The sequence below is a fragment of the Bacillus sp. 5RYD7K genome (assembly GCF_059831465.1).
The window spans coordinates 3,752,749-3,766,916 of sequence record NZ_CP191200.1; the positions used below are offsets into that span (position 1 = coordinate 3,752,749).

A 14,168-nucleotide genomic window follows, 5' to 3' on the forward strand; every position below is an offset into this window, starting at 1 on the left:
TCTTATTACAGTGTAAGAACGTGACCTCCATCGAAGAAATAGAGCGCACGCCCTTTCACTTTCGTTTTTGTAATTTGTTCAATCGCTTTTGTATACAATTCGATTTGTGTTTCATACCTTTTTTGCAGGATCGGGGCCGCGCCTTCAAATCCGTTCCGGAATTTCCCCTCTATCCGATCTGTTTTATAGTCCAGCAAATAGAGTCCGTCCGCCGTTTCGTAGAGGCAGTCAATAATCCCCTGGACGAGCAGCGGTTCACCGGCCGTTTTTGCATCCTTGTACACCTCGCCGGCCGGAAGCGCCATACTGAACGGCACCTCCCGATCAATCCGCCGCGCCCCGAGAAGGTCTTTCCCGATTTCAGTTTCGAAAAACTGTATAATGTCTTCGATATCAATAGCGTCCCGCTGTTCTTCTGTCAGCAGCTCTTTTTCGTAAAGCGTCCGAACCGTCCGCTCCGCTTCTTCGACAGTCGGAACGTGCGTCAGCGGTATGTGCTGCATCACCGTATGCATCGCCGTCCCTTTTTCGGCGGCTGTCAGCCCTTTTTTCATCATAAAACCGGGACGCCTGTATAAAAGCGTGTCCCCTGACGGTTTGATGAGGGAGCGGCCGCTGTATTCATCCTCGTATTCTTGCTTTCTCTTCAGCTCAGAAACTGACTGCTTCGTTCTGATGGCCGTCAGCTCTCGGTACGGGTATTCCCATTCAAGGAGACGGCGCGCCTGATCATCAAATGAAAACGAATCAGGAATCGGCTCGCCCTGCTGAATCGCCTTGAGACGTTTGCTCTTTTCTTCAGCACGTTCTTTTGGGTTATCTTCCAGCAGTTCACTTTGCTGCAGCATCCGGATGTGAAAACGGGACGGGTCGTGCGCGATATCCTCCGGAGCTGAAAGACCCGGCGGCCTGTGCGCCTCCATGTCACGGTGGCGGATAAGCGCCGGTCCGATAAAGTCCAAATAAGATGATGCCTGATAGCGGTCGAATTCAGAGAGAAGCCAATCGGCCCTGTCCGCTTGCGCCTGCCATTTGGCCAGCTGTTTTTCCCGGTTTTTGCAGGAACCGATGAGAAACAGCTTTTCCTTCGCTCTTGTCAGCGCCACATATAACACGCGCAATTCTTCTGATAAAAGCTCTCTGCGCATTTTTTTCTTCATCGCCACAAGCGGCAGAGTCGGATAGCTGATTCTGAGTTCCGGATGAATATACTTCGTTCCGAAACCGAGCTCTTTATCAAGCAGGTATGATTTGTTGAGATCCATCATATTAAAACTTCTGCCGAGTCCGGCGGTGAAAACGACGGGGAATTCAAGTCCTTTGCTGCTGTGGATCGTCATCAGCCGCACGACATCCTCCTGCTCGCTGAGCGCCCGCGCCGTCCCCAGATCATCACCGCGCTCCTGCATCCGTTCAATGAACCGCAAAAAGCGGAATAACCCGCGGAACGCCGTCGCTTCGTACGAGCGCGCCCGGTCATATAAGACGCGCAGATTGGCCTGGCGCTGCTTTCCGCCAGGCATGCCGCCTGCATAATCAAAATACCCGGTATCGCGGTATACTTCCCAAATCAGCTCAGCTACCGAATGATTCGTCGAGAATGACCGCCACTTTTGCAGATGATCATAAAATGTTCTCAGCTTTTGATACAGCTCATCATGTCTGTCACCGTTCGCTATATATGCTTTCAGCGCTTCATAAAACGGCGCTTTTTTCTTTTCCAGTCGTATCAGCGCAAGTTCATTTTCGTCACAGCCGACAATGGGCGAGCGCAATACGGAAGCAAGCGGAATATCCTGATACGGGTTGTCAATCACCTTTAAGACCGAAAGCGCCGCAGCCACCTCCACGGCTTCAAAATAACCCGACGTCAAATTGGCGTACACCGGAATGCCCTGGTTTTTCAGTTCTTCCATCAATTGCGGCGCCCACGGCATGGAGCGCAGCAAAATTACGATATCCCGGTACTGGATATTCCGGTGTGTTTTTGTTTTGCCGTCATATACCTTAAACGGAGATGAGACAAGCTTTCGGATCTCCCCGGCTATCGCTTTCGCTTCCCAGTGCACAGTTTCAAAGTCTTCGGCATCCTCGGAGCTGTCTGCGCCATCAGCGCTGTCAATGAGCAGCAGTTCCGTTTTTGCCGCGTCATTCGGCGGATACGATGCGCCGAGCTTCAATGCCGCCTGTTCATCGTAGTCCACTTCGCCGATTTTGCCGCCCATCAGCTGCTTAAACAAGAAATTCGTACTGTCCAAAATATCGGAGCGGCTGCGGAAGTTTCGGTTCAGGTCAATTTTCTGTCCCGCGCCTTCCCCGCTTTCTGTAAACCTTTTATATTTCCCGAGAAACAGCAGCGGCTCGGCAAGTCTGAATCGGTAGATCGATTGTTTGACATCGCCTACCATAAACAGATTTCCCGCCTCTTCATTCCCGCTTTTCACAAGCTGCAGAATAGATTCCTGTACAAGATTGGTATCTTGATATTCATCAACCAGAACCTCATGGAACTGCTCTTGATAATAAACGGCCGCTTCACTCGGCACCCGCCGGCCGTCTTCATCAGCCGCAGTTAAAATCGCCAGACAGTAATGTTCCAAATCTGAGAAATCAATGATTGATTTTTCTTGTTTCGCCGCTTCAAATCGTTTTCCGTACGATATCACGAGCTGAACGAGCGTTTCAATGACAGGCTTCATGTCTGTTAAACTCTTTACATGATCTTGCGGGCTTCTTGTAAAGTAATCGGTCTTTAATTTTTCGATCAGTTTTTTCGCGCCGTTTCGCAAATCGGTCGCTTCATCCAAAAGCGCCTTGTCAAATTCATCACCTTTTACCGCCTTAGCCCGCTTAAATGTGACCGCGGGAACCCGTTCATACAGCGCTTCAAAGTCATGCCGGCAGCTGATCAGCTCTTCTATCTGCTGAAGATCATCCAGAAAATGATCAGCGCGCGGCGCCGGCCCGCCGGGCGCTTTTGTCAGTTCAAGCGCCTTTTCAAGCTTTTGCTTTGCCCCGAAGAGCGCCATTTCAGCATCTTCTCTCACATACTCGTAAAACGGCAGCTCTTCCATTTTGCTTTCTTCCGTCACATCATATAGGCGGACAAAGCTTTTCAGCCACGCTTCCGGATCAGGATGAGACCGTGAATACTCGTACACCCGCTTGACGAGATCTTGAAGATCCAAATCATGCCTGTCCGTCGTATATCTGTCCACAAGCTCAAAAAACGCCTGATTCCCTTTTGCGTATTCATCCTCAAACAGCTCATCAAGGACTTCGTCTCCGAGCAACTCGCCTTCCGTCTGGTCAGCCATCCGAAAGCCCGGGTCAAGATCAATCATATAATAATATTTTTTAAGCACCTGCAGACAGAAAGAGTGCAGCGTCGAAATGCTCGCCCGATTTAATAGAGAGAGCTGCCGTCTGATATGGAGAGATCCCGGATTTTTGGCGAGCTCTTTTTCTAATGCTTCAGCGATCCGATGCTTCATTTCCGCTGCTGAGGCGTTTGTAAAGGTCACCACAAGGAGCCTGTCAACATCAACCGGATCTTCCTCCGCTGTTATCTTTCTGATCATCCGTTCCACGAGCACGGCCGTTTTACCTGATCCGGCTGCGGCAGCGACCAGAATATCGCGGCCGGAAGAAACGATGGCGCTCCATTGGTCATCCGTCCATATGCTGTCTTTCGGTTTAGGAATTTGCATCATCATCCGCCTCCTTTTTCAGCCAATCCAGTATGGTGCCGTCTTTTTCCGCTTTCAGGCTGCGGTATTCATTTTCCTTAAGGGACTCATCAAACTGGCACACCGATTTAAACGCACAATACGTACAAGGCGTCTTATCTTTCAGCTTATACGGGGTAATGGACACAAGCCCGTCCGTTATCGCTTCGCCCGCCTGTTCAAATGTCCGCCGCACATGGTCTGTCAGGAGATGAAAATCCCGTTCGCTGACTGCGGCTGAATCGGATCTTAAAGAACCGTCCTTCTTCAAACCGGCATTAATGATATTTGAACGTCCTTCCTCCAAAGTCGTGTCCATCAGGCTGATTGCCTCCCGGTCACCGAGGAGAAGGCCTTTCATTTTAAATTTCTTGAAAATTTCCTGCTCGATTTCATCAAGCCCCATCGGCAGACTGGCCTGAATCATCGGATCATGGATATGGAAATACAAAACGCCTGCGGGGGTCGCTTTCATGCCGAGCCAATCCGCTGAATGTGTAATTGATAAGTCAAGGTACGTGAGCATTTGCAGAGCGAGCCCGTAATATACCTCAGCCAGATCAAGCCCCTTGTCGCTTGATTTGTAATCCACGATTCTAAGCAGCAGGCCTTTTGAACTTTCCGCTTTATCCACGCGGTCGATCCGGCCGACGAGTTCCATCGTACAGCCGTTTTTCAGCGTGAAAGTGAGCGGAGGCAGCGGACCGTTTCCGCCGAAACCGAGTTCAAGGCCGATCGGGACAAAACCGCTCGCCTTCGCATGCTCGCTTAATATGCCTGAGACACGCGTGACGATCTTCTGCAGTTTTTCCTTCACATAAAAGTGTCTGTTTGAACTGAGCAGAATTTCTTTTTGCAGCCTTGGCGCAAGCCGTTCCACCGCTTCATAGGAGAAATTCCGGCACTGATCTTTCGTCAGATCGCGCCATTCCAGCTTCTGCTCACGAAGCCGGTCTGAAATCAGCTTGAGGCTGGAGTGAAACAGCTGTCCGATATCCGGCGCTTCCAGCTTGAAAAACTGCCGCTCTTTTAATTGCAGCCCGTGAGATGCAAAATGAGAAAACTGGCAGGCATTAAACGCCTCCATCCGGGAGACGCTTCCTTTAATGTGCTCGCCGTAAAGCTGGCGCGAAACAGGACGTTCAAGACGCTTCGCCTCATTGCGGAAAAACAGGCTTGAAAACAGCTTTTTCGCGCGCCGGTGATCAGGCTCTTTCATCAGCACATTGTATGCGCTCCACCATACATCACTGATTTCATACTCTCTTGTCCACAGCCTGAGCTGGCTTGCCGTATACGTCTGCGCCACCTGTTTATTGACGAGATACTGAAGCTGCTCTTCTTCGCTTACCTGCTCGGGATCAGCAGCCGAGAGTTTTTCCTGATGATCGGGAAACAGCTCGCCAAGCCTGTTTACAACAATTGACGGCAGGAGCGTTTTTCCTTCCGCATCGGCAATCGGATATGACACATACAGGCGGTCAGACGGACTTGACAGCGCCATATAGATGAGAAAATGCTCATCAAGCAGCCGCTCACGCCCCGCGGAAGACAGCTCCACTCCGACCGCTCTCAGCCACTCCCGGTCATCATCGGACAGCACGCCGTTTTCATCCGGGCGCGCAGGAAGAACGCCGTCATTGGCCCCGATGACAAACGTGCAGGACGTGCCGTACATTCTTGACAGGTCCATATTCCCTACAAACACTTGGTCAAGCGCAGGGGGGATTAAAGAAAAATGAAGTGATTCCGTTCCCGTTTCAAGCATTTGCTGGAACAGCGCCAAAGACATTTCATCTTCACCCATCATGCCGGCAAACTCCTCGAGAAGCTGGATAACGGCGTCCCATGCCTGGCCGTGCTGCTGCGCTTCGATCATGTTTCCGGCCTCTTCGGCCTGCTGCCTTTTCCGGTCCAGCTTCAGGGGAACATCGGTATCTTCCAAAAAGAGATAAAGAGCTTCCGCCATGCTTTGAACCGTTTTCGCTTTTTTCATCCGGTTCTGAAGCCGGACGAGGGGCGCGGCCATCCATTCTCTCGTCTCATTCAGCATTTGCTCCATCTCTATTTCCTGATCCGTCTGCGCGAAATCCTCATCGAGCGATACGAAGCGCCTGTATACAAACCGCTCGCCGTTCGTCCAGCGCTCCCCTTTAATTCCGTAGGCGATACAATAGTTTTCAAGCTGATCGACCTGCTCTCTTATTTTCTGCACCGGCTGATCAAGCGGGAATAACAGTTCGGTTTTCGCACAGCGGAACACCGCTTCATATCTCCAGTTCCCCTTCACGACATCCAAACTTGAACGGATGAATTCTATAAGCGGGTGATGCTGCATAGAAGCTTTTCCGTCAATAAAATAAGGAAGCCCGTAATCTGCAAACACTTCCTTCAGCAAATCTTTATAATCTTCCGGCTGGCGGATGAGAATCGCCATATCCCTGTACCGGTATCCTCCGTCCCGGACAAGCGATTGAATTTCCCGGGCAATACCCTCAAGCTCGGCTCTTCTGTTTTGCGCCTGTATGACGGTAAACGCTTCCTGCCTGCCGGTATACGCCGCGGCGGGACGCACATCGTACTGCGATTCTAAACAGGCAAGTTCCGGCACATGCTGATGCCGTTTCGTGCCATGCAGTTCCTTGCAGGAAATATCGGCATTCAATTCCTTTGCCGTCTGATAAAGCTTATAGTATGTGCTTCCCGTCATTCTGAACAGATCGAGCTCATCCGGTGCCTGTTCTCCCGTAGGGCTGTCCGCCGTCAGCGAGAATGTGACATGTTCAGCATGCATGATCAGCTGCTCCAGCACCCTTAATTCCTGCGGTGTAAATTGATAGAAGCCGTCGACGTACACTCTGGCGCCTTTTACAACATCCGCTAACGGAAGCTGCTGGGCGAGCAGCGTCAAATAATCCTCTGAATGCAGATATTGGCCGGCAAGGCTTCTTTCCATCTGCTGATATAAAATGCCTAAGTCATGAAGTTTTTCAGACAGCATCCGCTCTCCGCGATATTCTGACGCCGTTCCGCTTTCCGCCATGCGGCGGACGTCTTCAGGCTCAATACAGTAACGCTTAAACTCTGTCAGCATCCGTTCCACCTGCTCAGTGAACCCGGCTTTGTCACTCGCTTTTTGATACACTTTAAAATCGTGCTTATGCTCTTCAATCAGCTTCCTCAACAGCATCTGCACACCCGTCGTCGTCACAAACGGACGGTTCATGCCTCCGGTATGCTGAAGCACGCGCCACGCCAAACGCGAAAAACTGAACACTTGAGCGCGTATCATGCCGCCGATATCCGGCGTTTTAGCAAGCTCATATTCCATTAAAAACGTCATTTGATCCGGGACTAGAAAAATGATCGGTTTCCCGAACGGCTCCCGGCGCAGTTCATCTTGAATGCTGTCGATAATCAGCCTCGTTTTCCCACTCCCCGATCTGCCTACTAAAAACTCAACACCCAAATTAGAAGACCCCTCTCTTTTTATCTTTCTACATTTTATCGAAAGTTGACGAAAATGACCAATCTCATCTGCTGGTAAAAACGGGATGACTGTTTTAAAAAATATCATTCTTGACCAGATTAAAGAAAAAAAGGATTAAATATAATGTCAGAATATCTCGAAGTGATTGTGCGAACGATTCTGTCGTTCAGCATTTTGTTTATCGGCGCCCGGATACTCGGAAAACAAACCATTTCACAGATGACGCTTTTTGATTTCATTGCGGCCATCTCGCTCGGCGCCATCACAGCCAATCTGTCGTTTAATACAAAACTGCCGATTCATTTTACTGTCAGTGCTTACACGATTTTTGTGGTCATCATTTACCTGGTCGCATATCTTTCTATGAAAAACAGAACCGCCAGGGGTTTCTTTGCGGGCAAACCGACCATTATCATTCAAAACGGAAAAATACTTGAGCATAATATGAAAACGATGCGCTATACCCTCGACTATCTGAACCAGCAGCTTCGTGTAAATGATGTATTTGACATTTCTCAGGTTCAGACGGCCATCATTGAAACAAACGGCAGCATGTCCGTGGAGGTCAAGCCGGAATTCGCGCCCGTTACAAGACAGGATCTCGGCATTTTTGCAGGACACGAAAAGAATTTTGCCGTTGAGCTCGTTATGGACGGCCAGCTGGTGACGAAGAATTTCGAAGAAAACCACGTATCGGAAAAATGGCTCAGAGAAGAATTGGACAAGAGAAACCTTACACCCGAAGAGGTCGTATACGCGGTGCGCGGAAGCAACGGCCGGCTGTTTGTCGATACGTATAATGACCATATCACATCGCCGCTTGATCAAGAATAAGCATGACATCCGCACATGTCACGGGCTATCGCCGTATAATACCCTATAAACATCCGGGGGTGAGTCCAATGCACGAGAGTTTTTTTCATTATACAGCCGTCTGCGGCGACGACTCTGTTCTTATAAAAGATCTGATAAAATCCATTAACGGCGAATACAGCGCTGTGATCTGCTACTCGATATTAGCCGAAAAAGCGCCGACCGCAGAAATCAGAAGACGAATCGAACATATCAGAGAGGAAGAAATGCGCCACCTGCACGCCTTCTCCTCACTGTATACTTCAATTACCGGAAACCAGTTGACGCCGAAACAGACGGAACATTGTCCGCACACATACAGAGAAGGACTGAGGGCGGCGTTTTATGATGAGCAGAAAACGAATGATTTTTATTTGCAGGCATCCGATAGAGCGGTGCACCCGGAAGCGAAGCGGTTATTTGCCCGCACGGCATTTGACGAGCAGCGTCATGCCGTCTGGTTTTTATACGATATGACCCACTCTCCTTCCCACCACACAGGAGGGACGGTATCAAACGCGCCGAACACGAGCTATACCCAGGTAAACACCGGAAAATAACGCTCCCCCGCCGGGAGCATTCAGGCCGCAGACAAACCCCATTCTTTCAATAGGAGAGAATGGGGTTTATTTTTCAAGCTGCGTGACCTCTCTAAAAAACGGCCGACTTCTTCATTGTATAATCAGCAAAAACACTTTATAATAAAATAAACCAACCGGTCGGTTTTTAAGGAACCGAGCCTCACTTGGCGGAAAGGATTTGTGTGATGTGACAAATACAAAAGGCGGCGCCGGAAAGAGCGAAAAGACGAAGAAAAAGCTCGTATCCGCTTCGCGTGACTTATTTGCAAAAAAAGGTTATTCAGAAACCTCAATCCGGGATATCTTAGAGGCGGCCGAGATCAGCAAAGGCAATCTTTATCATCATTTTAAAGGAAAAGAGTTTCTGTTTCTTCATATCATGGAAGAGGATCACCGCGTGATGATTGAGACGTGGAGGGAAATGGAAGCTGAACTGAAAGACGCTGCCGAAAAGCTGACGGGCTTTGCAGAGCTGCTCAGCCGGATGAGCATCAATTACCCGCTGATGAGAGCAAGTGAAGAGTTTTATGCGAGCGCGTTTACGTCGGAGGAGGTCGTAAAACGTCTCAACAAAATTGATATTGAATATGACGATGTGATGAGAGAGATCTTAACAGAGGGAAATCAAGACGGCAGCTGGTCCATTCATCATGTCGAATCAAAAGTGAAAATCCTGCTGTCCGTCTTTTACGGGTTGGATGTGTTATATAAAAACGATTCCATTCAGCAAAGAAGAGAATTGCAAAAAGAAGCCATCTCCGTGTTTATTCACGGAGTCATCAATGCTGATCAATAGAATCAGGACAGCTGACAAAGGAGAAACAACATGCAAAAACCGATTAGAGAACAAAAAGCTGTACTCATCATCTTATTAAGCAACATATTTATTGCGTTTTTAGGGATTGGATTAATTATTCCCGTTATGCCGCTGTTTATGAATGTGATGCACTTGACGGGCAGCACAATGGGATACCTTGTCGCTGCCTTTGCCGTTGCGCAATTAATCGCATCCCCCATTGCGGGAAGATGGGTTGACCGCTTCGGCAGAAAAATCATGATTCTCGCAGGGCTGTTTCTGTTCGCGTTATCCGAGCTGACCTTCGGGTTGGGCACACATGTCTACGTTTTGTATTTCGCAAGGGTGCTGGGGGGCGTCAGCGCCGCTTTTATCATGCCCGCTGTTACAGCGTATGTCGCAGATATTACGACAGTGCAGGAAAGATCTAAGGCGATGGGCTATGTATCTGCCGCCATCAGCACAGGGTTTATCATCGGGCCCGGCATAGGAGGATTTATTGCCGATCACGGTGTCCGTATGCCGTTTTTCTTTGCAGCCGGAATTGCATTTATCGCAGTGATTTTCTCTGTCTTTATGCTGAAAGAGCCATTGACTAAAGAGGAACGCGCCCAGCAGATAGAAAGCGTCAAAGAGTCAACCTTCTTAAAAGATTTAAAAAAGTCGATTCACCCAAGCTACCTGATCGCCTTTATCATCGTCTTTGTGTTGGCATTCGGGCTGTCAGCCTACGAAACGGTGTTCAGTTTATTTACAAACCATAAATTCGGCTTTACGCCAAAGGATATCGCCGTTATTATTACGTTCAGCTCCATTGTTGCGGTCATCATCCAAGTGCTCGCATTCGGCAAGCTTGTCAACTTCCTCGGGGAGAAAAAAGTCATTCAGCTTTGTCTGGTCATCGGGGCTGTGCTGGCTTTCGTTTCTACGGTGATGTCAGGATTTTTGCCCGTGCTTGCTGTCACCTGCATTATATTCCTTGCGTTTGATTTACTGCGCCCGGCACTGACCACTTTCCTATCGAAAATCGCAGGAAATCAGCAGGGGTTTGTCGCCGGAATGAATTCAACATACACGAGTTTAGGCACCATTTTCGGCCCGGCTCTGGGCGGTATTTTATTTGATATGAATATTCACTTCCCGTTTCTGTTCGCAGGCGTGGTCTTATGTCTCGGTCTGGGACTGACCCTTGTGTGGAAAGGAAAGGCCGGCGAGGTTTCGGAGTAGGGTGCACTCCCCCTTCTCCGGAGCTTTTTTGTTTATGATAAGAAAAATGAATGGATTATGAGAAATAATTCATCATTTATTTATCTCAAAATCTATACTATAGTAATAGTAAGGTTAACGAGCTTAACAATTTAATATGAATGTTTCAGGAAGAAGGGTTTTCATTGAAGAAAGACAAACATCTCCTTACGGATATCTGGTTTATTCTCATCAGTGCGGCAGGGGGGTTTCTTCTTTCGCTTACAGGAATGTCGATCGCCTGGATGCTCGGAACGCTGGCCGCCGGCTGCATCCTCTCCATGACGAGGCCCCGCTGGCTGTTCATGGCGGCTGACAGAAGAGGGATTAACCGCAGATGGCTTGCGGCGGGACAAATGATTCTCGGCATCGAACTCGGCCAAAAACTGAACCTGTCCGTTCTTTCAGTTTTACGGGATCATTGGCTGCCGGTTGGCTTCATGCTGATTTTCTCTATCGCGATGGCGCTTGTTTCCGGATATGTGCTCTTTCGGTTCAGCCGGACGGACATGATGACAAGCTTTGTAGGTACGGCGCCGGGCGGTTTATCCGCCATGCCCGGTATCGCCCAGGAAGTCGGCGCAAATACCGCGATTGTAAGTCTCATTCAGCTGACACGCGTCCTTTTGGTTGTCATGACAATACCGTTTCTCGTCATTTTCTTATTTACCAAACAAAACGGTACGGCTCAGACATCAGCCGGAGCCGTTTCAGCAGGAGCTTCACATCCGGGCCTTATTCCCGTCTTGTTAACGGCCGGATTTATTTTGGCTGCCTGGCTTGCAAGTAAGGCAGCAAAACGGCTGAAATTTCCCGCTCCTTGGCTGCTCGGCAGCATGATCGGCGTTGCTGCCGCGGAAATCGGCGTGTCGGCTTTAGCGGGAAAAGACATGCTGGCCTGGTGGCCGCCGGAAGCGAACCAGCTGTCACAAATTTTTCTCGGCGCCACAATCGGTTCAAAAATGTACAAAAGCATGTTCACCGGCGTGTCCAGAGTGCTTACGGTCGGATTTATTTCCTCCGTCGGATTAATCGCCGCAATGATCCTGAGTGCGGTTGCCGTTTCTAAATTAACGGGCATCTCCATGATTACATCCGTTCTCGCCTTCTCTCCCGGCGGAATCGCCGAGATGGCGGCGACTTCGATCACGCTGCATGAGGACTCGACTTTCGTCGTCGCGGTTCAGGTCATCAGGATCGTTCTCGTCATCGCCATGCTTCCGCCCTTCTATCGCCTGCTGCACCACCTTTCTCAGCTGAAAAAGACGCACGGCGATAGAGGCCGGGCAGAAAGAGGAACATGAGCCGAATAAAAAACACGCATCCATATGCGTGTTTTTTTTATTTCAACAGCTGCCCGACGCCATTTACAGAGCGCCAGTTTGCTGAAAGATCACGGAACAGCCGTTCAGCAAATAACAGTTCTTCATCTGTATAGCGATCCAAAAATGCCAAGAACCGCTTTTTTATCATTTCGTGGTATTCGTGATGAAGGGAATGCAGCTCTTTTCCGGCAGGAGTCAGCCGGAAATAGACTTCTTTTTTATTGTCGCTCAGCCGGGTTCTGCGCAGAAAGCCGGCTTCCAAAAACTTCGCGCAGCTTCTCGACACGGTCGGTTTTGTCGTCTTCATTTTTTCTGCTATTGATGTGACATTGATCGGTTCGTTATCTCCGATACAAGATAAAATGTGTATTTCCGTCAAGGTCAGCTGAAGTTTTTTGCCGTTTTCTTCTCGGAGTTCGTCCATCCGTCCGGCCAACGACGCCCTGATGTCCTCCTGACACCTCTCCTGCTCGTGAAAAATATCTGTCAGCCCTTCGAGAATCATGTGTTTTGCATGGTCTGGCTGTCTTCTGTCCAACTGCGGGTCACCCTTCCGTATGAATTGTTTCTTTTACTATAACGTTTTGTTACGGAAGAAACAATCACACAGGCGCATAAAAGGGTATCATATAAGTCCCCATCTCTCCAAACCGGCCAGTACGGCTTCTTCAGCTTCACGTCCCGAGCCGCCGGCCGCCCAAGCCGCGTGGCCGTCCGGCCGGATCAAAACAGAATGGACGTCATCCCAGCCGGCACGGTTTTCAGAAAGCGCCGCCCTGACAGTCGCCACGCTGTCCGTATCAATACCGGCGGGAATGCTTCCTCTTAATGACAGCAGCACAAAGCCGCCCTTGTGAAGAAAATCATACAGCCGGGCCGGCCGGCCGTCATAAAGAATCAGCTCTATATCGGGCAGCCGTTTTCCGTTCAGGATATGCGGCGCAAGCTCCGGGTCCGGTTCATAATGCAGATCAAGCGCGGATACTTTTCCCGCCAATAAACGGTTGGCCTCCTGAAAATCGAGCAAAGCGGTCATCGTATCTCTTAATGCCATCCCTGACTCGGTAAAATCCATGAGCTTGATCTGGGTTTTTATATTGTGCATAACTTCTTTTCCCGCGCTGTGCCTTTCCTGATGATAGCTGTCCAGAAGATGAGGCGCCGCTTTCCCCTTCATTTCCGCCCCCAGCTTCCAGCCGAGGTTGAAGGCATCCTGAAGCCCGGTGTTCAGCCCTTGGCCGCCTGCGGGAAAATGAATATGCGCCGCATCACCGGCCACAAAAACCCGGCCTGAGCGGTATTGTTCGGCCTGACGCTCGGCATTGCCGAACCTTGACGTCCACACCGGATCACTCAATCCGAAATCAGTGCCGCATATCTGCCGCAGGTCTTCTTTCAGCTCTTTTTCTGTGACCGGCTCTTCTTTCTGCTTTTGCGGAGCGTGCGGAGAAACGATCAGGACGCGGAAAAGCCCGTCCGTAAGAGGGACAATGACAACCGATCCCGCCAGACGGCACGTTGAAAAAAAGGCAGATTCAGGCGGAGTTTTCAAAACGGCATCACAGAGGGTTCCTATTAAGTCGGCATCAGTGCCCGAAAAAGCGATACCCGCCTGTTTCCGGACAATGCTCCCCGCTCCGTCTGTACCCGCGGCATATAAGCTGCGCAGGGTGCGGATACCGCTTTCATCCCGGAACACCGTCTCCGCTCCGTCATCCGTCTGGGTAACGGACACCGCTTCCGCCCCGCGGATGATATCTGCGCCTAAACTTGATGCATATTCTTCCAAAAGCCCCTCCGTATCTGCCTGAGGCAGCATTAACGAATAATTCTGCTTAGAATCCAACCGGGAAAAATCCAGCCGTGTATCCAGCATCGAAAAATGGCCGGATGACACCTTCGTCCCTTTATCCAAAAAGCGTTCCAATATGCCTCTCATGGCAAAAAGCTCCAGTGTGCGCGGATGCATAATAAGCGCTTTGGAATAGGGCACCGTCTTCTTCAATCGTTCAATGACAGTCGTTTTCACTCCGGCCAGCGCCAGTTCTGATGCAAGCATGAGCCCGACCGGACCTCCCCCGATAATGGCAGCCTGTGTTTCCATCTCATCAGCCCTCTTTCATATTTTTTGTTACAAACGCAACAAAATCA

The 14,168-nt window shown here is 49.8% G+C and carries 9 protein-coding genes; 5 read left to right on the plus strand and 4 right to left on the minus strand.

Going from position 1 to position 14,168, the window contains the following annotated elements; genetic code table 11:
- Nucleotides 1-5: 5 nt before the first annotated feature.
- Nucleotides 6-3,710 carry a helicase-exonuclease AddAB subunit AddA gene (gene addA / locus ACQE26_RS18395; protein WP_500471507.1) on the minus strand — a complete coding sequence of 1,235 codons (3,705 nt, stop codon included), beginning with the start codon at nucleotides 3,708-3,710 and terminating at the stop codon, nucleotides 6-8.
- Nucleotides 3,697-7,197 carry a helicase-exonuclease AddAB subunit AddB gene (addB, locus tag ACQE26_RS18400; protein WP_500470246.1) on the minus strand — a complete coding sequence of 1,167 codons (3,501 nt, stop codon included), beginning with the start codon at nucleotides 7,195-7,197 and terminating at the stop codon, nucleotides 3,697-3,699. The genes addA and addB overlap by 14 nt, the downstream gene beginning before the upstream one ends.
- A gap of 144 nt (nucleotides 7,198-7,341) precedes the next feature.
- On the opposite strand from addB, the gene ACQE26_RS18405 reads away from it, so the two are divergent.
- From ACQE26_RS18405 to ACQE26_RS18425, 5 genes are all read left to right on the plus strand, one after another.
- A complete protein-coding gene (locus ACQE26_RS18405) occupies nucleotides 7,342-8,052 on the plus strand; it encodes a DUF421 domain-containing protein (RefSeq protein ID WP_316100706.1) in 711 nt (236 codons plus the stop codon).
- Nucleotides 8,053-8,120: 68 nt separating this feature from the next.
- A complete protein-coding gene (locus ACQE26_RS18410; protein WP_438421570.1) occupies nucleotides 8,121-8,630 on the plus strand; it encodes a ferritin-like domain-containing protein in 510 nt (169 codons plus the stop codon).
- Between the two features lie 208 nt (nucleotides 8,631-8,838).
- Nucleotides 8,839-9,447, plus strand: a complete 609-nt coding sequence (locus ACQE26_RS18415; protein WP_438421569.1) for a TetR/AcrR family transcriptional regulator — start codon at nucleotides 8,839-8,841, stop codon at nucleotides 9,445-9,447.
- A 30-nt stretch (nucleotides 9,448-9,477) separates the two neighbouring features.
- Entirely contained in the window at nucleotides 9,478-10,674 is a 1,197-nt protein-coding gene (locus ACQE26_RS18420; RefSeq protein WP_500470247.1) for an MFS transporter, read from the plus strand.
- 164 nt (nucleotides 10,675-10,838) lie between these two features.
- On the plus strand, nucleotides 10,839-11,996 hold the full coding sequence (locus tag ACQE26_RS18425) for an AbrB family transcriptional regulator (RefSeq protein ID WP_500470248.1): 1,158 nt from the start codon (nucleotides 10,839-10,841) through the stop codon (nucleotides 11,994-11,996).
- A gap of 37 nt (nucleotides 11,997-12,033) precedes the next feature.
- Here the strand turns inward: ACQE26_RS18425 and ACQE26_RS18430 are convergent, their stop codons facing one another.
- Nucleotides 12,034-12,555 carry a MarR family transcriptional regulator gene (locus tag ACQE26_RS18430; RefSeq protein WP_438421566.1) on the minus strand — a complete coding sequence of 174 codons (522 nt, stop codon included), beginning with the start codon at nucleotides 12,553-12,555 and terminating at the stop codon, nucleotides 12,034-12,036.
- Nucleotides 12,556-12,642: 87 nt separating this feature from the next.
- Nucleotides 12,643-14,121, minus strand: a complete 1,479-nt coding sequence (locus tag ACQE26_RS18435; RefSeq protein WP_500470249.1) for a monooxygenase — start codon at nucleotides 14,119-14,121, stop codon at nucleotides 12,643-12,645.
- Between the last annotated feature and the right edge of the window lie 47 nt (nucleotides 14,122-14,168).